Source organism: Actinoplanes sp. NPDC049265, assembly GCF_043197135.1.
Lineage (GTDB): Bacteria > Actinomycetota > Actinomycetes > Mycobacteriales > Micromonosporaceae > Actinoplanes.
Map to the genome: position 1 here is coordinate 24,925 of NZ_JBICSP010000022.1, position 18,137 is coordinate 43,061.

Sequence of the window (18,137 nt, forward strand, 5' to 3'; positions counted from 1 at the left end):
GAAAGATGAAGAGGGAGACCGATGAGCCGGCCCGGGTTCGTGCTCGAGGTGGACGAGCGTACGCCCGCCCTGCTGATGCACCAGGGCGAGGGCTTCCGCCTCGAGAAGCTGCCACTCGGCAGCCGTGTGATCTATCCGCCGGAGTCGCTGCCCGGCCTGCGGGACGTGGACGAGGAGATCCGGAAGGCGCTGGCCGCCCCGGTCGGTCGTCCGCCGCTGTCCGAGCTGCTGTACGCCGGCATGCGCCTGACCATCGTCTTCGACGACCTGTCGCTACCCCTGCCCCAGATGCAGACGCCGGACATCCGGCAGCGCGTCATCGAGCACGTGCTGGAGGCGGCCGCGGCCAAGGGCGTCGACGACGTCGAGCTGATCGCCGGCAACGCGCTGCACCGCCGGATGACCCCGGCCGAGCTTAAGCGCACCGTCGGCGACCGGGTCTACCGCTCGTTCTTCCCGCACCACCTGAAGAACCACGACGCCGAGGACAAGGAAAACCTCAAGGAGATCGGGCACACCCGGCACGGCGAGGTCGTCGAGATCAACCGCCGGGCGGCCGAGAGCGACCTGATCGTGTACGTCAACATCACGCTCACCCCGATGAGCGGCGGCCCCAAGTCGGTGTCGGTCGGGCTGGCCTCGTACCGCAGCCTCAAGCACCATCACAACGTGCACACGCTGCGGAACTCGAAGTCGTTCAACGACCCGCCGAACAGCGCGATGCACCACTCGTACGACCGCATGGCCGCCCTGCTGGCCGAGAACGTCAACGTCTTCCAGATCGAGACGACGGTCAACAACAACATGTTCCCCAAGCAGATGGACTTCCTGAACAAGCGGGAATGGGAGTGGAACCTCAAGGACCAGGCCGCGTTCCTGGCCGTCCGGCGGGCCAACGAACTGGTGCCGCCGGCCAAGCGCCGGCAGATCTGGCACCGCACCTCGGCCCCGTACGGCGTCACCGGGGTGAACGCCGGCGCGCCCGAGGACGTGCACCCGCTCACCCTCAAGAACGTCCTGCGGCAGCAGCTCACCGAAGTCAACGGGCCGTCCGACATCGGCATCTGGGGCCTGCCGTACATCTGCCCCTACAACGTCAACTCGATCATGAACCCGATCCTGGTGATGAGCCTCGGCCTCGGATACCTGTTCAACATGTATCGGAACCAGCCGATCGTCCGGCCCGGCGGGGTGGCGATCTTCTACCACCCGGTGCCCAACGAGTTCCACTCGGTGCACCACCCGAGCTACATCGACTTCTTCGAAGAGGTGCTGGCCGAGACCACCGACCCGGTGGCCATCGAGACCAAGTTCGAGGAGCAGTTCGCCACCGACCCGTGGTATATCCACCTGTACCGGAACAGCTACGCCTACCACGGCGTACACCCGCTCTACATGTGGTACTGGGGTTCGCACGCGCTCGAGCACCTCGGTGACGTGATCTTCGTCGGTGGCGACCGCAAGACCACCGAACGGATGGGCTTCCGCTCGGCCTCCACCCTCGACGACGCGCTGCAGATGGCCCGCGAGCGGGTCGGCAGCAGCCCGACCATCACCTACCAGCACACCCCGCCGATCACGATGGCGGACGTGCGATGAAGCGGTCGTGGCTCGCCGGCCTGCGTGAGGACTGGCGGATGCTGCGGCAGTCGCGCGACGTTCAAGGGCGCACGCGTACGCCGCGGACCGCGCAGTCCCACGAGATCGTGCACCGGCCGAGCCCGTTCGGCACCGCGTGGGCGCGTACCCCCGTGGTCCAGGCGGCCCGGCAGGTGATCCAAACCGGCCTGCTCAAGCCGGTCACCTGGAACACCGTGAAGCCGGACGTCGAGGGGCTCGACCACCTCGACGGCCTGGACGGCCCGGTGGTCATCGTGGCCAACCACTCGAGCCACCTCGACGCCCCGCTGATCATCGGCTCGGTGCCGACCCGGCTGCGCCGCCGCCTGGCCGTCGGCGCGGCCGCCGACTACTTCTTCGACAAGAAGTGGGCGGCCGTCATCACCGCGGTGGTGTTCAACGCGTTCCCGATCGAACGGCGAGGCTCCGACCGCCGCCGCAGCCTGGCCCCCCAGCTGCTGGCCGACGGCTGGAACCTGCTGCTGTTCCCCGAGGGCACCCGCAGCGAGGACGGCTGGATGACCCCGCCGCGCCTGGGCCCGGCCCACCTGTGCGTCCAGCGCCGGGTGCCGATGGTCCCGGTGGTGCTCCGCGGCACGTACGCGGCCATGCCCCGCGACCGCAACTGGCGCCCCGGGCAACACCGTGTCGTGGTCCGCTACGGCAAGCCGATCCACCCCGAGCCCAACGAGGGCGCCCGCGCGTTGCACGCCCGGATGATGAACGCGCTGGCCCGCCTGTGGGCCGAGGACGAGCTCGGCTGGTACGGCTCGTTGCGAGCCCAGGCCAAGGGCGAGCTGTCGCTGCCGACCGGCCCGCTGGAGATCACCTCCGGCGATCAGCCGTCGCCGCAGGGCCCGCGCGCGGTCGTCCCGTCCGGCTCCTGGCGCCGTGTCTGGGAGGCGAGCCGTCCGATGCCACCGGGCGACAAGAAGCGTTAGCCCCCTGGGTTGCCCGGCGAGGAGGTTTTCGCAGCATCGTCCTGGGGCGTTGAGCCGCGGGCCGTGGCCGGCGGACACTCCGAGGAGCACATGAGGGACACCGCCCCGTGAGGAGGCTGCCATCATGCCCCGGAAACTACTGCCGAAACCTCGTCCCGCGCTCGCCCACCGCGTGGACGGCTCGTCCGATGTGTACCGCCTGACCTCGATCGGCGTACCGGAGGTGACAACCGGTACGGTCGCGGTCGAGGTGCGGTGCGGTGCGGTGCGGTGCGCCCAACCGGTCAGCTGCGTCATCGACAGCCCGCGGAATCGGGTCCGTCGCCTCCGCCGCCGGGATGTCAGCGGCGGCTTCCGCGACTGCAACGCCGAGCCGCTGATCGACGGCCCGCTGTAGGGGCCTCAGAAGGTCATCGACTGCTCCTCGTACGGCGCGCCCGGCGTCCGCGTTGACATGCGACATTCGAAATCAATAGCTTTGACTGCGTTGTAAAAGCGAATGAAGCGGGGGAGTGCTGTGAAGGTACGCAGGTATGCGACAGCGGGAATCGCGGCTCTGGTCGCGAGCGCGGGAGTGGTCGCATTGTCGAGCTCGCCGGCACAGGCGGGCCGGGGATGCGGCCAATACGTGGTCGAGGGCAGATGGAGTGCGTTTGCCTGCGTGAGCCACTCGGGCGACTGGGCCTACGCCAACGGCGAACTCAACGTCCGACCCGCGAGCTGCGCGACCTGGCGGGTCTACCTGGTCGCCGAGGGAGTCGACGGCGATGTCCTCCTCACCTCGACGTCCGCGCTGCCGTGCACCACGATCCAGGGGACGACGGACGCGACGGTGTCCATTCCGACCAGGACGAAGAGCCGGGTCGTGGTCTGGGATTCGGCCGGCAACCGCATCCTGTCCCTCCAGAGCAAGGCCTACAACGGGCTGTGACGGGGTTCAGACTCGTCACGCCGGCCGGTTCTGGTCGCTGAGGAGGGCGACCAGTTCCGCGGGCGGGTTGTCGCCGAACATGCTGGCCATGAGCTCCTCGTCCTTCGGGACCTCGGCGGTGCGGGGGAACATCGCCGGCTCGTACTCGGCGATGGCCGCATCGGGGTCCCGGGGGTGCGCGGCGATCGCCCGGCCCAGCTCGGCCCCGTCGAGCATGGCCAGGTTGGCGCCCTCGCCGTTGGGCGGCACCAGATGCGCCGCGTCGCCGATCAGGGTCACGCGGGGGACCGGTTCCCAGCGGTGGCCCAGCGGCAAGGTGTAAATGGGGCGCAGGATCGGGCCGTGGTCGGCCTCGGTGATCAGGGCGGTGAGCTCGGGGGCCCAGCCGGCGAACTCGCGCGCCACCGGCCCGGCCAGGTCGTCCTCGTCGAACCAGTCCAGTGGCCGGTCGAGCACCGCGTACATGTGCAGGGTGTCGCCGCGCTCGCGGTGCGCCATGATCGTCTCGCGCTCACCGGGGGTGGCCATCGACCCGCCGCCGACCGCCCGGGCGGTGGCCGGGTGCCGGGTGTCGGCCTCATAGAGGTAGGTCTCCACGAAGCACTGTCCCGCATAGGTGGGGGTGGCGGTGGACAGCAGGGGCCGGACCTTCGACCAGGCCCCGTCCGCGCCGACCAGCAGCTCGGCCGTGATCGTGGAGCCGTCGGCGAAGGTCACCTCGCGGCGGCTGTCCACACTGGTCACCTTGTGTCCCCACCGGACCGTGCCCGGCGGCAACGCGTCGATCAGCATCTGCCGCAGGTCGCCGCGCTGCGCCTCGGGCCGGCCGCCGGTGCCGTCGTCCTTCTTCTCGTACAGCAACCGGCCGTCGGGGGCGACGAACCGGAACGCCTGCCGGCCCTCCAGGACGATGGCCCGGAACTCGTCCGTCAGGCCGGCCGCCTCGAGCGCGAGCTGCCCGTTGTAGTCGTGGATGTCGAGCATGCCGCCCTGGGCGCGCGCCCCGGGGGACGCCTCGGCCTCGTAGATCGTGGCCGGGATGCCGTGCACGTGCAGGACGCGGGCCAGGACCAGCCCGCCCAGGCCGGCACCGATGATCGTGACTGGTGTGGTCATGCTTCCTCCTCCGAGCGGAATGTCGGAGACACCGTGGCCCGGGCGGCTGGCACGGAACGCTCAGGCCGCTGGCGCGAGGCGCACAGGACGCTGGCACGCGAGGACGGCCGGGCCGGGCGTCAACCGGCGTTGTCGCGGGTGGCGAAGCCGGTGAGGTGGGCGTAGGCGACGGCGTGGGTGCGGTCGCGCAGGCCCAGCTTGCGGAGGATGTTGGAGACGTGGGTCTTGACGGTCTGCTCGCCCACCCGCAGGCGGTCGGCTATCTCGGCGTTGCTGTGGGCCCGGGACAGCAGCTGCAGCACCTCGCGTTCGCGGGTGGTCAGGCGGTTGATCGCCGCGTCGGGCTCGGGGGTGGCCAGCGACTCGGCGAAGCGGCCGAGGTGGCGGCGGACGATGGACGGGTCGATCAGGACGTCCCCGCGGGCGGCGATCCGGATGGCGGAGATCAGCTCCTCGGGGGGCATCGACTTGAGCAGGAAGCCGAGGGCGCCGGCGGTCACCGCCTCGCGGACGTAGTCATCGCTGTCGTGGGTGGTCAGGACGATGATCCGGGTGCGGTTGCCGGGCACGGACAGGATGGACCGGGCCGCGCCCAGGCCGGTCCGGCGGGGCATGCGGACGTCCAGGACGGCCACGTCGGGGCGCAGCCGCTGGACCTCGGCCACGGCCTGCTCGCCGTCGGCCACCTCGGCCACGCAGTCGATGTCGTCCTGGGTGTCGAGGATCGCCCGGAAACCCGAGCGGAACAGGGCGTGGTCGTCGGCGATCAGCACGGTGATGGGGGTGGTCATCGGCTCGGCTCCAGGTCGACGGAAACGGCGGTGCTCCAGGTGCGGCCGTCGGGGCACGGGCCGCTGTCGACCCGGCCGCCGAAGAGGCCGGCGCGGTTGCGGATGCCGGTCAGGCCGCGGCCGGCCCGACCGGCGGTTCCGGGGTGATCCGCCGGGGCGTACCCGTTGACGGTCTCGAGCTCGACCACCCCGGCGCCGTAGCGAACCGTCACGTCGATGGCGTGGCCGTCGCCGTGCCGCAGCGCGTTGGTCAGCATCTCCTGAACGATGCGGTAGAGGGCGGTGTCGAGCGAGTCGGGCAGAGCGCGGGGCGGGCCCGACACGTCCAGCCGCACCTCGATCCCGGCCGCCCGTACGCCGGCCAGCAGGTCGCTGATCTTCGCCAGCCGGGGCTGCTCCTCGTCGGTCGCGGTCCGGCCGTGCAGCAGGTCCAGCATGTTGCGCAGGTCGCCGAGGGCGGACCGGCTGGCGTCCTCGACCGACCGCAGCGACGCCAGCGCGGGCTCGTCGGTGTCGGTGCGGGACAGGCGCAGCCGGGCCGCCCCGGCGTGCACGCTGATCGCGCTGACGTGGTGGGTGATGACGTCGTGCAGGTCGCGGGCGATGGCCACGCGGTCCTCGGCGACGGCCCGCTCGACCGCCTCGCGGGCGTCGCGCTCCTCCAGCTCGGCCTGCCGCCGCAACTCATCCAGGTGCTTGCGCCGGGCCGTGGTGTACCGGCCCACCAGCCACGAGACCAGGCCGAACTTGCCGCCCTCGACCAGCACCGCCGCGTCCATCGGGAACCCGCGGACGAGGTGGGCGACGAGCAGGCCACCGACCACCACACCGAGCGTGGCGACGGCCTGGGCGCCGCGCAGCCAGGCGCCGGCCCGGTAGGTCGCGACCAGCAGCCCGGCCTCGTTGAGGTCCAGCGGTACGCCACCGAGCAGCACGGCGCCGCCGACGCTGACCGCCACCGCGGCCGTGGCGACCAGGCCGGACCACCGGGTCGGGGTGGCCAGCGCGGCGTCGCTCACCACGATCGCCAACAGCACCACCGGCCACGCCGGGTGCTCGCCCGGCACGTCCTGCAGCAGGAAGAGCAGCACATCGGTCACCACGCAGACGCCGGCGATCAGCAGGGACTGGCGGGTGAGGCGGTCGCGCGCCCAGGTGGGAGTGGTCAACGGGCTCCTTCGACGGGGGGTTCCGCGATCATGGCCGGTGGCGGCAACCCCCACATCCCGCGTACGGGGGAGAAGAACCACGACCGCGGAGGGACGTTTCCGGGCCGCCCAATTCCTAGCGTTCCCGGCCATGACGAAGTCGAAGATCATCGCCGCCGCCGTGGGCGTTCTGGTCGTCCTCGGGCTCGGCTACCTCAACCTGCCGACGCGGGCGCTCGAGGTTCCCGAGGGTGCCAGGCCCGGCTCGATGACGCTGCGGGACTGCGAGTACGACACCGAGGCGGGCCGGGTGCCGGCCGACTGCGGCACGCTTGTCGTACCCGAGAGCCGGCGCGACCCGAAGTCCGACCTGATCGCGCTGCCGGTGATCCGGGTCCGGGCCACCGGGCCGGCCCGGCGGGAGCCGATCTTCCGGCTGGGCGGCGGCCCCGGTATCACCAACCTGACGTTTCCGCAGGCCAACCGGCTGACCACCGGGCACGACCTGGTCCTGGTCGGCTACCGGGGCGTGGACGGGTCCCGCCGGCTGGACTGCCCCGAGGTCGCCGGCTCGTTGCGGTCGTCGGCCGACCTGGCCGCCCCGAAGGCGCAGAGCCTCACGGCCAAGGCGTTCTGGGCCTGCGCGAAGCGGCTCACCGGCGACGGCGTCGACCTCACCTCATACTCGATCGTGGACCGGGTCGAGGACCTCGAGGCCGCCCGTACCGCCCTCGGCTACCAGCGGATCAACCTGCTCAGCTCCAGCGCCGGAACCCGCACCGCGATGGTCTACTCGTGGCGTCACCCCACGTCGCTGTTCCGCTCGGCCATGGTGTCGGTCAACCCGCCCGGCCACTTCATCTGGGACCCGCGCATCACCGATTCCCAGATCGGCCAGTACACCCAGCTGTGCCGGGCCGACAGCCGGTGCTCCGCGCGTACCCCCGATCTCGCGGCCTCGATGCGCGAAGCCGCGACCGACATCCCCGAGCGCTGGGGCCCGCTGCGCGTCAAGGGCACCAACGTCCGCATCGAGGGCATGTACGGCATGCATTACAACGGCCCGGCGTCCGGCCCGGTCAACGCGCCGACCCTGATCGACGCCTACCTCAGCGCCGCCGAGGGCGACCGCAGCGGCTTCTGGGCCATGTCAGCGCTGGGCGACGTGCTGCTGCCCGACTCGATCGTCTGGGGCGAGTTCGCTTCCTTCGCGATGATCGACGCTCCGGCCGTCAAGAAGTACTACGAAGCCGGCGGCGACCCCGGCTCGATCCTGCACAACGCGGGCAGCGAATTCCTGTGGGGCGGCCCCGGCGGCGTCGCCACGGTGTGGCCGGACAGCCCCGGCAACGCCGAGTACCGCGCCATGCGCCCCAGCGACGTCGAGACGCTGCTGGTCGGCGGCACCGTCGACTTCTCCACCCCGGCCGAGCTGGCCACCCGGGAACTGCTGCCGTCCCTGCCCCACGGCCACCAGGTGGTCCTCGGCGAGCTGGGGCACACGGCCGACTTCTGGGAGCACCGGCCGGAGGCGGGCCGGCATCTGCTGACCACGTTCTACGACACCGGCGCGGTGGACGCGTCGCACTTCGACAAGCGTCCGGTCGACTTCACGCCGACGCCGCTGAGCATGCCCGCGATCGGCAAACTCCTGATCGGGGTCACCAGCGGGCTCGCCCTGATCGCCGTGCTGCTCCTGGTGATCCTGCTGCGCCGTCGCTTCCGGCCGCGTACCGGGGTGCTGCTGCGGCTGCTGACGCCGGTCCCGCTCGGCCTGGGCGGCTGGTGCCTGGCGGCGCTGCTGGTCTGGATCGCGTGGCCCGGCACCTATGTCGGCAGCGCGTCGGTCGCGGTGCCGGCGGTCGGGCTGAGCGTCGGCCTCGGCGCGTGGGCGGCCTGGAACCGGGACGACCGCGATGCTCGGACCCGGCGGCTCGGGCTGATCGCGGCCGTCGGCGGCGCGCTGGCCGGGGCGATCCTCGGGTTCGGGGCCGGGGCCGGCATCACCGCGCCGGTGATCGCGGTGGCCGGCGCGGCGACGGTGACGAATCTGGGGCTGCTGGCGGTCCGGTTCCGGCGATAATGGTGCGATGATCGACCGTGCCCTCCCCGACCGGTTGCGGAACGGCGCATGACCACCGACCACGACGAGATCGCCGCGATCGTCCGCACCTTCTTCGCGGCCTTCTCGACCGACGAGGGTGTCGCCGAGCGGATGGCGGCCCTGCGCGCGCTGTTCCTGCCGCGGGCCGTCGTCATCCGCACGTGCGGCGGTGAGCCCACCGTCTACGACGTCGAGTCGTTCATCGCCCCGCGCGAGGCGATGCTGACCGACGGCAGGCTCACCGATTTCCGCGAGTGGGCCGGGGCGGGGCACACCGACCTGTACGGCGACATCGCCCATCACTTCTGCGCGTACGGCAAGACCGGCGGCCGCGGCATGAAGTCGCTGCAGCTGGTCCGCACCGGCGCGGGCTGGCGGATCAGTGCCGCGGCCTGGGACGACGAACGCGTACCGACGTCGTGAGGTCTGTCACCCGCCGGCCGTGCGGGCCTGCCCGGTGACGGTGATGCCGGCGGCGAAGCTCGCGACCTGGTCGTCGGTCAGCCGCAGCGGCGCGGGCACCTGGACCAGGATGTTGTGCCCGGCGGCATCCGGGAAGATCAGCCAACGCGTGTCCGACAGCTGCCCCGGCGCGTTCAGCGGGTGGCCGAGCCGGCCCACCTTGCCGTTGATGTCGACCTTCTTGATCGGCGAGTTGTCCGGGAAGTGGGACAGACCCTGCAGCTCCACGCGGATGCTGTCCTGGTTCGGCGGGGCGATGCGGCGGGGTGAGCCGGGGTCGGCGCTCGGCACCGGGCTGTCGATGACGCCGGGCGGTGCGACGACGAACGACCACTCGTCGGAGGAGAGCACCTGCCAGCCCTTCGGCACGGTGCTGACCTTGAAGCCGGTCGGCTGGGTGCCGGCGTAGGTCACCAGTTCCAGCCGGATCGGCTGCGCGGTCGCGCCGGGCGGAGCGCCGGGCGGGGGCCCGGACGGCCGGCCGAGCACACCGGCGCTGACCGCCACGGCGGCGACCACGGCGACGGCCGTGCCAGACAGCGCCAGCCGCTGCCGCCGTCGCCGGCTGACGGCGTGGTGTCCCCGGGTCACGTCCCCGGCGACGACGTCCGGGCTGGTGGGGGCGGGCGTGACGGCGTGCGGCAGGTTCCGCAGGACGTCCAGTACGTCAGGCATGTCGGTATCCCTCATTCCAGTGCGTCGGATCGATCAGGCGAAGTGGTGCGCATGGGCGGGAAACAGGGTGCGCAGCCGGTCCAGTCCGCGCGCGCTCTGGCTCTTCACGTTCCCTTCGGTGCAGCCCATGGCGTCGGCGGTCTCGGCGATGCTGAGCCCTTCGACGTAGCGCAGCACCACGGCCGCGCGCATGCCCGCCGGCAGCGTGGCCAGCAGCGCGAGGACCGTCGTGGCGTCGTCGCCGGAGTCCTCCACGGCGACCTCCGGCACCTGCGCCCACACCTGTTCACGGCGCCGGAACAGGCTGCGGCGCTCGTCGATGGCCGCGTTGACGACACACCGCCGGGCGTACGCGTCGAGCGTTTCCTTCCGCACCTTCGGCCACGCCGCGTACAGGCGTACCAGGGCCGTCTGCACGATGTCCTCGGCTTTGGCCAGGTCGCCGGAGACCAGCAGCGCGGCCACCCGCACCAGCCCCGAACGCCGTGCCGTCACATACTCGGTGAACTCGTGATCCCGCTCGGAAGGCCGTCCCACAGTCACCAACCTTTCGTCGTCTCGCTGTTCGGACGCCTCTACTACGGGATCGCCGGGCGAACCGTTGCACGTGGAACCGGCCGGTGTAGGGCTGACCCCCGGTCCGATCGGGTGGCCAGCGGGATCGATCGGGCCCGCCCGGTCGCGAACGATGATCGTCCATGACCAGTCGCAACATCCTCGTCCTGTCCGCCGCCGTGCTGGTGGCCGTCGCCGCCTGCGCCCAGCCCAAGGCGCCACCGCCCGCCCCGTCCGTGCACATGATCGCCACCAACGGCCACCGGCTCGCCTTCCACGACACGCCCGGGCACTCTCCCGCCATCGTGCTCGACGCCGGCGGCGGCGAGGACTCCTCGTACTGGGAGCCTCTGGTGGCCCAGCTGTCGGCGGCGACCGGGTCGCGGATCATCACGTACGACCGGGCCGGCATGGGCGCCAGCGACGAGACCCAGGGCCCCTGGGACGGCCGGGCCGCCGCCTCCGACCTGGCCGCCGGCCTGCGCACGCTCGGTGTCACCGGCCACGCCGTCCTGGTGTCGCACTCCCAGGCCGGTGAGGTCGCCGCCTATCTCGTCCGCGCCAACCCCGGCGTGGTCGCCCGCGCCGTCCTCGTCGACGCCAACCTGCCGCAGTTCTTCACCGACCCGCAGATCAAGCGCATCGTGCGGACCACCGCGCCCCAGATCGAGGAGCTGAAGAAGCAGCCCTCGACCAAGAAGAACCGCCAGCTCATCGCCACAGCCGACGGCTTCGGGCCGACCCACCGGGCGTTCCACCAGCTCACCTGGCCCGCGGATGTCCCGGTCACCGTCATCGTGTCGGAGAAGACGCCTTTCGACGGCTCCCCGCCGGACGCCCGGCACTGGCGGTCGGCGGCCGCCGCTTTCGTCGCCGCCGGCCCTGGCCGCACGCTGGTCACCGCGCGGGGGAGCTCGCACGACGTACCCCGGGACAACCCCGCCCTGGTGCTCCAGGAAACCGCCAAGATGGTCAAAGAATAGGATTTCGCGCCTGGGTGGGTGGTGCTGACCGTCGCTCCCGCCGGGCCGGGCGGGCGGCTCCAAGGCCGCGGGGCGGCCAGAACAGAGCCGCCCACCCTTCATTCCGCGTGCGTGGTCACCCTCAACCCACGAACGAGCGCCTGTTCGACGGTGGCGTCGAGCCAGGCCGCGGTGAACGCGTAGCAGGACCCCATGTCGTCGCGCCGGCGACGAGGGCGTCACAGCGGGCCGGGACGGTGTCGCGCTCGCGGGCGCGGCCTCCGGCGCTTGAGCCGAATGTCGTCCCGTCCGGGTGATCCCCCATCGGCCGGCCGCCCCGAGCCGGGTGCCGAGGAGCGGTCATCGGGCTGGGCAGGGGTGCGGGGTGGCGGGCAGGTAGCGGCGCCACTGGTCCGGGGTCAGGGTGCCGCCGGTGGCGGCGCAGATGTGGGTGAGGGCCTGCTCCGGGTGCACGTCCCAGAAGATGGCGGTGCGGTCGGAGCTGGTGGTGGCCAGGGTGTTCCCGTCGGGGCTGAACGCGACGGCGTGCACGCGCTGGGTATGGCCGGTCAGGCGGGCCGTGGCGGCGCGGCCGGCGATGTCCCAGAGGATGACCGTCGTCTCGCCGCTGGTGTAGGCCAGGGTGCGGCCGTCGGGGCTGAAGGCGGCCCCGGTGAAGTCGGCGTCGCTGTGGTCGGTGATGGTGGTCAGCCGGGTCCGGGTGGCCACATCCCACAGAATGATGGTCTGGTCGTGGCTGGCGGTGGCCAACGTGCGCCCGTCGGGGCTGAACCGGACCGCCCTGACCCAGCCCGTGTGACCGGACAGTGTGGCCAGTGCGGCGCCGGTCGTGGCGTCCCAGAGCCGTACGGTTCCGTCGTGCCCGGCGGTGGCCAGCAGGCGCCCGTCGGGGCTGAACTCGACCCCGTTGACGGCGTTGACGTGACCGCGGAGGGTCGTGACCACCTCGCCCGCGGCGGTCCAGATGATGACGTTCCGGTCGACGCCGGCGGTGGCTATCCGGCGGCCGTCGGGGCTGAACGCGACGTCGAGCACCTGGTCGGTGTGCCGGTTGAATCGGGCCGGCGTACCTGTCGCGAGGTTCCAGAGGGTGAGGGTGTTGCCGGCGGCGCCGGCGGGGCAGCAGGGTGAGGGCTGGGTGACGGTGGCCAGCGTGGTGCCGTCGGGGCTGAACTCGACGGCGTTGACGAACACCCGGCGGTCGGTGAGGACGGTCCGGATGGTGCGGTCGGCGGTGTTCCACAGTGTCGCCTGGTTGATGCTCGCGGTGGCCAGGGTGCGCCCGTCAGGGCTGAACGCGGCCGCGTTGACCATGTCGGCGTGTTCGGTGACGGCCGGCTGACCGGCGTCCCACAGCAGGATGGCGCCGTCCTCGCCGGCGGCGGCGAGCATGGCCGTGCGCGGGCTGAAGGCCAGCGTGTAGACGGCGGTGCGGGGTCCGGTGAGCCGTGCGCGGAGCATCCGGTGGCGGGTGTCCCACAGCAGCACGGCCGAGTCGTCCCCGGCGGTGGCCAGGGTGCGCCCGTCGGTGCTGAACGCCAGGGCCATGACCAGGGCGTCGGGTTTGTGGTGGGTGAAGGCGGCGATGCGGGTACGGGTGGCCAGGTCCCACAGGATCGCGGTGGTGTCCCCGCCGCCGGTGGCCAGGGTGCGCCCGTCGGGGCTGAACGCGACGGCGAGGACGGCGCCGACGTGACCGGTCAGGGTGGCCGTCGGGGCGGCGTGTTCGACGTCCCAGAGCTTCACCGCCGAGTCTTCGGAGGTGGTGGCCAGGGTGCGCCCGTCGGGGCTGAACGCCAGCGCGCGTACGACCCCGGTGTGACCGGTGAGGGTGGCCGAGCGGGTACGCCCGGCCACGTCCCACAGAATCACCTCGTGCCCGGCCGCGGTGGCCAGGGTGCGGCCGTCGGGGCTGAACCGGATGTCGTTGACCCGGCTGGTGTGGCCGGTCAGCGTGGCGACGCGGGCGCGCCGGCCGAGATCCCAGAGCGCGATCCGGCTGTCGTCGCCGCCGGTGGCGGCGGTGCGCCCGTCGGGGCTGACCGCGGCCGTGGTCAGCCAGGTGTCGTGTCCACCGAGGACGGCGGTCCGGGCGCGGCGGCCGGTGTCCCAGAGCGACACGGTGCGGTCGCGGCCCACGCTGAGCAGCGTGTTGCCGTCGGGGTGGAAGGCGACGCGGGAGACGGCGCCGGTGTGGCCGAGGAGTTTGCCGAGGTGGCCCCGGCGGGACGACATGCTCAGCAGCGCGCTGCGGGCCTCGATCGTGGGTGCGGTGCGGTATGCCTGCGCGGCCAGCTGCATGGCGGTGCCGGGCTCGGTGCCGGCCAGGCCCAGGGACTCGGCGGCGAGCTGCCGGGAGACCGCGATCTGCTTCTGCGCCACCGCGTCCCGGCGTTGCAGCACGGCGCCGGCGCCGGCGCCGACCACGGCCACCAACAGCACACTCAGCCCGGCGACGAGCGAGCGGAGCTGCCGGTTGCGGCGGGCGGCGGCGGCGCGTTCCCGGTCGTCGAGGTCGACCGACGCGTCCAGGAAGGCCTGCTCCACCTCGGTCGTGGCGGTGGAGTGCCGGTCGCGGGTCACCCACTCACGGGCCACCGCCAGCCGCGCCCCCCGGTACAACGCGCCGGGGTCGTGGGCCAGCGACACCCAGGATCGCGCCGCCTCGGTGAGCTGCCGGTGGACGCGCAGCCCGTCCCGGTCGGCGGACAGCCAGCTCTGCAGTCGCGGCCAGGCCCGGATGAGCGCCTCGTGGGCGATCTCGACGGTGTCCCCGCCGAGCACGACGAGCCGGGCCGCGGCGAGCCGGTCGAGCACGGAACCGATGCCGGGCAGCAGGTCCAGCTCGCCGCGCGGCACTCGCCGGTGGGTGTCCTCGACGCCGTCGCCGAACGCGACCAGCCGCACCAGCGCCTGCCGGACCGTGTCGCGCTGACGGTCGTCGAGCCGGTCGTACACCGCCTCGGCGGTCTGTGCGATGGCGCCGGCGACCCCACCGGCGGCCTGATAACCGGCCAGCGTGATGATCGCGCCCTGGCGGCGGTGCCAGGCCTCACGTAACGCGTGCGCGGCCAGCGGCAACGCCCCCGGCGAATCGGCCACTTCGGCCACGATGGTGGCCACCAGCGCGCCTTCGACCCGGGCCCCGCATTGTTCGGCCGGTCCGGTCACCGCCTCGCGCAGCTCGACCGGGCTCATCCCGCCGATCAGCACCTGCGCGTCGGCCAGCGCGGCCAGCAGCGCTGGATGCTCGGCGAACCGGGCGTAGTGATCGGCCCGTGCGGCCAGCACGACCCGGGCCCGGCCGTCCGGCTCCCGGCACATCGCCAGCAGCGCGGCGACGAACCCGGCCCGCTCGGCCGGATCCGCGCAGATCGCGAACGTCTCCTCGAACTGATCCACCACGACCAGAAGGTCAGCGTCCGGTGGGCTGCCGGGCAGACCCTGGCGGACCGTCAGCGACGCCCGCGCCGGGTCGGCCCGCAACTCGTCGAGCAGTCCACCGACCGGCACCCCGGCGTGCCGGGCCAGGTGCACGGCCAGCTCCGCCATCGGATGCGCGCCCGGCGTCAGCACCACCGCCGGCCCGCCCAGGGCCGGAACCAGGCCGGCCCGGACGACCGACGACTTGCCGACGCCGGACGCGCCGAACACCGTCAGGAACCGCCGCTGCCCCAGGCGCCGTACCAACTCGTCGACCAGCGCGCCGCGGCCGAAGAACAACTCCGCGTCCTCCGGCTGAAACATCGCCAGTCCGGGGTACGGGGACCGGCCGTCGCCCTTGCCCGTAGCCGGCTCGTCCGACGGTGCCACGCACAGGCGTTCGGCCTCCCGCCAGCGCCGCTCCCACTCCCGCAGGTCTCCGTCGCACGCCGCGACGTACGCGAGGGTGACCTCCAGCGTCGGCAGCCGCCGGCCCGACGCCGCCGCCGACAGCGTGGCCACCGAGTAGTTCGCCCGTGCGGCCATCTGCCGGTAACCCGGCTTGCCGGCCTTCTCCCGCACCCGCCGCAGCCCGGCCGCCAATCGCGCGACCGGCCCGTCCGGCCCGTCCAGTGGTCGCTCCGGCCTCGGCATCCCCCGACCTCCCCGCGCTGTCCACCAAATCCATTGTCGATTGTCTCTGCGTTGTCCAGCGTTGTTTGTCTGAGCGGCTCGGCCAGGGGCCAGACAACCAGCACACCGCTAGACAGAGGTCTCGACGACGAACGTCGATCACCGAAGGCGGAGGGGACTCGATGCTGAAGGAAACCGTACGGAGAAAGTTGCTTGTCGCGCTGGCGGCGGTGGCCGTGCTGGCCGTACCGGCCCCGGCCGTGGCCGGCCCGGCGACCGACGATCTGCTGAGCCGTCAGGCGACGTCCGCGGCCGAGTTGCAGGCGCAGATCGACCGTCAGCTCCAGGTCGTTCCCGGCGGTGAGCAGACGGCGGTCAACGAGGTCAGTTACGGCGGCGGCCGGTTCGTCGTCACCTACGCCCGGCCGGGAGCGACGCAGCTGGAGGCGCCGGACTGCCCGTCCGGCTCGTTCTGTTTCTACGACTCCCTCAACTTCGTCTACCCGCGCGGCCGGCTCAGCGACTACGGCTGGCAGGACCTGGCCACCTGGAACTGGCAGGACCGCACCGAGTCGGTGCACAACATGACCAACACCGGCGTCGTGTTCCAGAACCACACCTCCGGTGGGCACGGCAACGACCAGGTCCTGTTCTGCCAGCGGGCACTCAGCGCCGACCCGAACGTGTATCCGTACGCGAACGTGGCCGACCACGTGCACCGCTTCACCGACACCACTTGCTGATCGGGCGGAGGCCATCATGCGGAGAAAGACGCTGATCGCGCTGGCGGCGGTGGCCGTGCTGGCCGTACCGGCCCCGGCCGTGGCCGGCCCGGCGACCGACGATCTGCTGAGCCGTCAGGCGACGTCCGCGGCCGAGCTGCGGGCGCAGATCGACCGTCAGCTCCAGGTCGTTCCCGGCGGTGAGCAGACGGCGGTCAACGAGGTCAGTTACGGCGGCGGCCGGTTCGTCGTCACCTTCGCCCGGCCGGGTGCGGCCCCGCTGGCGGTGCCGGACTGTCCCTCCGGCTCGTTCTGCTTCTACGACTACCTCAACTTCGGCTATCCGCGGGGCCGGCTCAGCGACAAGGGCTGGCAGGACCTGGCCACCTGGAACTGGCACGACCGGACCGAGTCGGTGCACGACAACACCAACACGGCCGTCATCTTCCAGAACCACACCTCCGGCGGCCACGGCAACGATCAGGGGCTGTTCTGCGTACCGGCGTACAGCTGGATCGCCGATGTCGGTTCGGCGCGGAACATGGCCGACCACGTGGTCCGGCAGAACAGCTTCCCCAACTGCTGATCCGTCAGCGCCGAGGTCCTGCGGGCCACGGCCTCACGAAGGGACTGTCCATGAGCATCATCGGGAATCGAGCGCACCGCGGGGGCAGGCGGCTGCTCCTCGTCACGGCCGCCGTCATGGGTCTGACCATCGTCACCTCGACGCCGGCGTACGCGTACATCGCTCGGGCCTACCAGGAAAGTGACTACGCCAGCGTCGGCGAGGACGGATGGACCGTAGAGGTCTGCGACATGGAGAACGACGGCCGGGGTGTCTACGGTGTGTTCGCGACCGACGGGGGCGGCTTCGACGTCGGCGACCCGAACGGCTCGGCCGGCGGGTGCGGCAACCGGACCTCGCCCGGCCTGTTCCGGGTCAGGTCGGTGATGGTCTGCGAAACGCGGCCCAAGCCGCCGTACGTCGATGACGCGTGCGGGGACAGGGTGTTCGTGCCGCGCTAGAAGTCTCTGGCTCGACCGGCCCCGGGCTGCCTTCCGGCAGCCCGGGGCACTCACGCGTCGTGCGCGAGCTCGCCGGCCCGGGCGCCGGAGGTCAAGGAACGAGGATCGTCTTGCCGCGCAGGTGGCCGGCCTCGGCGTCGCGGTGCACGGCGGCCAGCTCGGTCAGCGGGCGCGACCGATGGATGTCGACCCCGACGGCGCCCGCGTCGATGAGTGCCACCAGAGCGGCGAGGTGGCCGATGTCGTTGCGGACGACGAAGTGGACGGCGTCGGTCGCGGGGGTGGCGGACACGACCACGCCGCCCGGTCGCAGCAGGGACGTCAACGTCGTGGTTCGGTGCGCGACGAAGTTGAGGACCACGTCGACCGGCTCGTCCAGTGCCGAGGCCAGGGGTGTGGTCGTGTAGTCGACGATCCGGTCGGCGCCGAGCCGGCGCACCACGTCGGCGCTGCACGGGCCGGCGGTGGCGGTCACGTGGGCCCCGGCGTGCTTGGCCAGCTGGACCGCGAAGCCGCCGATCCCGCCGCCGGCGCCGTTGACCAGCACCCGCCGGCCCGGCGTGACGCGGGCGTGCTCGTACACCGCCTGCCAGGCCGTGACCCCGGCGATCGGGATGGCGGCGGCGTGCGGCAGGGGGATGGCGGCCGGCGCCGCGACCAGAGTGCCGGCCGCCGCGACGGCGTACTCGGCCGCGCCGCCGCCGGTGTCGACCCGGCCGACGACGCGGTCGCCGGGGGTGAGGGTGTCCACGCCGTCGCCGGTCTCGACGACCGTGCCGGCGAGCTCCCCGCCGAGGGTGAACGGCAGATCCAGCGGGAGTACGGAGCGCAGCAGGCCGCGGCGCAACCCCACGTCGGAAGGGTTGAACGAGGTCGCGGCGACGCGGATCAACACCTCACCGGGGCCCGGGGCCGGGCGGGGGACGTCTTCCGTACGGATGACCGACGCGGCACCGTACCGGTGAATTCTCATGGCTAGCACGGATCGAACCTATGGCCGGAGCCGG

The 18,137-nt window shown here is 72.2% G+C and carries 17 protein-coding genes; 10 read left to right on the forward strand and 7 right to left on the reverse strand.

Annotated features, from left to right (window positions below; translation table 11 throughout):
* Nucleotides 1-21 precede the first annotated feature (21 nt).
* From ACGFIO_RS36525 to ACGFIO_RS36540, 4 genes are all read left to right on the forward strand, one after another.
* On the forward strand, nucleotides 22-1,599 hold the full coding sequence (locus ACGFIO_RS36525) for a lactate racemase domain-containing protein (protein ID WP_392833887.1): 1,578 nt from the start codon (nucleotides 22-24) through the stop codon (nucleotides 1,597-1,599).
* Nucleotides 1,596-2,561 (forward strand): lysophospholipid acyltransferase family protein, encoded by a 966-nt coding sequence (locus tag ACGFIO_RS36530; protein WP_392833888.1) that lies wholly within the window; start codon nucleotides 1,596-1,598, stop codon nucleotides 2,559-2,561. Before ACGFIO_RS36525 ends, ACGFIO_RS36530 begins: the two co-directional genes overlap by 4 nt.
* A 124-nt stretch (nucleotides 2,562-2,685) precedes the next feature.
* Entirely contained in the window at nucleotides 2,686-2,958 is a 273-nt protein-coding gene (locus ACGFIO_RS36535) for a hypothetical protein (RefSeq protein ID WP_392833890.1), read from the forward strand.
* 264 nt (nucleotides 2,959-3,222) lie between these two features.
* Nucleotides 3,223-3,492: a hypothetical protein gene (locus ACGFIO_RS36540; protein WP_392833892.1), complete on the forward strand. Its 270-nt coding sequence runs from the start codon at nucleotides 3,223-3,225 to the stop codon at nucleotides 3,490-3,492.
* 15 nt (nucleotides 3,493-3,507) lie between these two features.
* On the opposite strand, the gene ACGFIO_RS36545 is transcribed toward ACGFIO_RS36540, so the two are convergent.
* The 3 genes from ACGFIO_RS36545 to ACGFIO_RS36555 form a co-directional block, all read right to left on the reverse strand.
* Nucleotides 3,508-4,608: an FAD-dependent oxidoreductase gene (locus ACGFIO_RS36545; RefSeq protein ID WP_392833894.1), complete on the reverse strand. Its 1,101-nt coding sequence runs from the start codon at nucleotides 4,606-4,608 to the stop codon at nucleotides 3,508-3,510.
* Between the two features lie 119 nt (nucleotides 4,609-4,727).
* Nucleotides 4,728-5,399 (reverse strand): response regulator, encoded by a 672-nt coding sequence (locus tag ACGFIO_RS36550; RefSeq protein WP_392833897.1) that lies wholly within the window; start codon nucleotides 5,397-5,399, stop codon nucleotides 4,728-4,730.
* Complete coding sequence (locus ACGFIO_RS36555) at nucleotides 5,396-6,568, reverse strand: sensor histidine kinase (RefSeq protein ID WP_392833899.1); 1,173 nt, start codon at nucleotides 6,566-6,568, stop codon at nucleotides 5,396-5,398. Before ACGFIO_RS36555 ends, ACGFIO_RS36550 begins: the two co-directional genes overlap by 4 nt.
* Nucleotides 6,569-6,698: 130 nt before the next feature.
* Here ACGFIO_RS36555 and ACGFIO_RS36560 point away from each other — a divergent pair, with 130 nt between their 5' ends.
* Both ACGFIO_RS36560 and ACGFIO_RS36565 read left to right on the forward strand, forming a co-directional pair.
* Entirely contained in the window at nucleotides 6,699-8,630 is a 1,932-nt protein-coding gene (locus ACGFIO_RS36560; RefSeq protein ID WP_392833902.1) for an alpha/beta fold hydrolase, read from the forward strand.
* 48 nt (nucleotides 8,631-8,678) lie between these two features.
* Nucleotides 8,679-9,074: a DUF4440 domain-containing protein gene (locus ACGFIO_RS36565; protein WP_392833905.1), complete on the forward strand. Its 396-nt coding sequence runs from the start codon at nucleotides 8,679-8,681 to the stop codon at nucleotides 9,072-9,074.
* Between the two features lie 6 nt (nucleotides 9,075-9,080).
* Here ACGFIO_RS36565 and ACGFIO_RS36570 read toward each other — a convergent pair whose 3' ends face one another.
* Nucleotides 9,081-9,788 (reverse strand): hypothetical protein, encoded by a 708-nt coding sequence (locus ACGFIO_RS36570; RefSeq protein ID WP_392833907.1) that lies wholly within the window; start codon nucleotides 9,786-9,788, stop codon nucleotides 9,081-9,083.
* A 33-nt stretch (nucleotides 9,789-9,821) separates the two neighbouring features.
* On the reverse strand, nucleotides 9,822-10,325 hold the full coding sequence (locus tag ACGFIO_RS36575) for a SigE family RNA polymerase sigma factor (protein WP_392833910.1): 504 nt from the start codon (nucleotides 10,323-10,325) through the stop codon (nucleotides 9,822-9,824).
* 161 nt (nucleotides 10,326-10,486) lie between these two features.
* Between ACGFIO_RS36575 and ACGFIO_RS36580 the strand changes: the two genes are divergently transcribed.
* On the forward strand, nucleotides 10,487-11,326 hold the full coding sequence (locus ACGFIO_RS36580; RefSeq protein WP_392833911.1) for an alpha/beta fold hydrolase: 840 nt from the start codon (nucleotides 10,487-10,489) through the stop codon (nucleotides 11,324-11,326).
* A 339-nt stretch (nucleotides 11,327-11,665) separates the two neighbouring features.
* On the opposite strand, the gene ACGFIO_RS36585 is transcribed toward ACGFIO_RS36580, so the two are convergent.
* Nucleotides 11,666-15,403 carry a hypothetical protein gene (locus ACGFIO_RS36585; RefSeq protein WP_392833913.1) on the reverse strand — a complete coding sequence of 1,246 codons (3,738 nt, stop codon included), beginning with the start codon at nucleotides 15,401-15,403 and terminating at the stop codon, nucleotides 11,666-11,668.
* Between the two features lie 161 nt (nucleotides 15,404-15,564).
* Here ACGFIO_RS36585 and ACGFIO_RS36590 point away from each other — a divergent pair, with 161 nt between their 5' ends.
* Genes ACGFIO_RS36590 through ACGFIO_RS36600 form a run of 3 tightly spaced genes read left to right on the forward strand, consistent with a single transcriptional unit; the run spans nucleotide 15,565 to nucleotide 17,130 of the window.
* Nucleotides 15,565-16,125, forward strand: a complete 561-nt coding sequence (locus ACGFIO_RS36590; protein WP_392833915.1) for a peptidase inhibitor family I36 protein — start codon at nucleotides 15,565-15,567, stop codon at nucleotides 16,123-16,125.
* 16 nt (nucleotides 16,126-16,141) lie between these two features.
* Nucleotides 16,142-16,690, forward strand: coding sequence for a peptidase inhibitor family I36 protein (locus ACGFIO_RS36595; protein WP_392833917.1), 549 nt, complete (start codon nucleotides 16,142-16,144; stop codon nucleotides 16,688-16,690).
* A 50-nt stretch (nucleotides 16,691-16,740) separates the two neighbouring features.
* On the forward strand, nucleotides 16,741-17,130 hold the full coding sequence (locus ACGFIO_RS36600) for a hypothetical protein (RefSeq protein WP_392833920.1): 390 nt from the start codon (nucleotides 16,741-16,743) through the stop codon (nucleotides 17,128-17,130).
* A 91-nt stretch (nucleotides 17,131-17,221) separates the two neighbouring features.
* Here the strand turns inward: ACGFIO_RS36600 and ACGFIO_RS36605 are convergent, their stop codons facing one another.
* A complete protein-coding gene (locus tag ACGFIO_RS36605) occupies nucleotides 17,222-18,103 on the reverse strand; it encodes an NADP-dependent oxidoreductase (RefSeq protein WP_392833921.1) in 882 nt (293 codons plus the stop codon).
* Nucleotides 18,104-18,137: the final 34 nt, after the last annotated feature.

Coding starts and splice junctions, on each gene's coding strand:
- ACGFIO_RS36525 (WP_392833887.1), top strand. CDS start 22: ATGAGCCGGCCCGGGTTCGTGCTCGAGGTGGACGAGCGTACGCCCGCC.
- ACGFIO_RS36530 (WP_392833888.1), top strand. CDS start 1,596: ATGAAGCGGTCGTGGCTCGCCGGCCTGCGTGAGGACTGGCGGATGCTG.
- ACGFIO_RS36535 (WP_392833890.1), top strand. CDS start 2,686: ATGCCCCGGAAACTACTGCCGAAACCTCGTCCCGCGCTCGCCCACCGC.
- ACGFIO_RS36545 (WP_392833894.1), bottom strand. CDS start 4,608: ATGACCACACCAGTCACGATCATCGGTGCCGGCCTGGGCGGGCTGGTC.
- ACGFIO_RS36550 (WP_392833897.1), bottom strand. CDS start 5,399: ATGACCACCCCCATCACCGTGCTGATCGCCGACGACCACGCCCTGTTC.
- ACGFIO_RS36560 (WP_392833902.1), top strand. CDS start 6,699: ATGACGAAGTCGAAGATCATCGCCGCCGCCGTGGGCGTTCTGGTCGTC.
- ACGFIO_RS36565 (WP_392833905.1), top strand. CDS start 8,679: ATGACCACCGACCACGACGAGATCGCCGCGATCGTCCGCACCTTCTTC.
- ACGFIO_RS36570 (WP_392833907.1), bottom strand. CDS start 9,788: ATGCCTGACGTACTGGACGTCCTGCGGAACCTGCCGCACGCCGTCACG.
- ACGFIO_RS36580 (WP_392833911.1), top strand. CDS start 10,487: ATGACCAGTCGCAACATCCTCGTCCTGTCCGCCGCCGTGCTGGTGGCC.
- ACGFIO_RS36585 (WP_392833913.1), bottom strand. CDS start 15,403: ATGCCGAGGCCGGAGCGACCACTGGACGGGCCGGACGGGCCGGTCGCG.
- ACGFIO_RS36590 (WP_392833915.1), top strand. CDS start 15,565: ATGCTGAAGGAAACCGTACGGAGAAAGTTGCTTGTCGCGCTGGCGGCG.
- ACGFIO_RS36595 (WP_392833917.1), top strand. CDS start 16,142: ATGCGGAGAAAGACGCTGATCGCGCTGGCGGCGGTGGCCGTGCTGGCC.
- ACGFIO_RS36600 (WP_392833920.1), top strand. CDS start 16,741: ATGAGCATCATCGGGAATCGAGCGCACCGCGGGGGCAGGCGGCTGCTC.
- ACGFIO_RS36605 (WP_392833921.1), bottom strand. CDS start 18,103: ATGAGAATTCACCGGTACGGTGCCGCGTCGGTCATCCGTACGGAAGAC.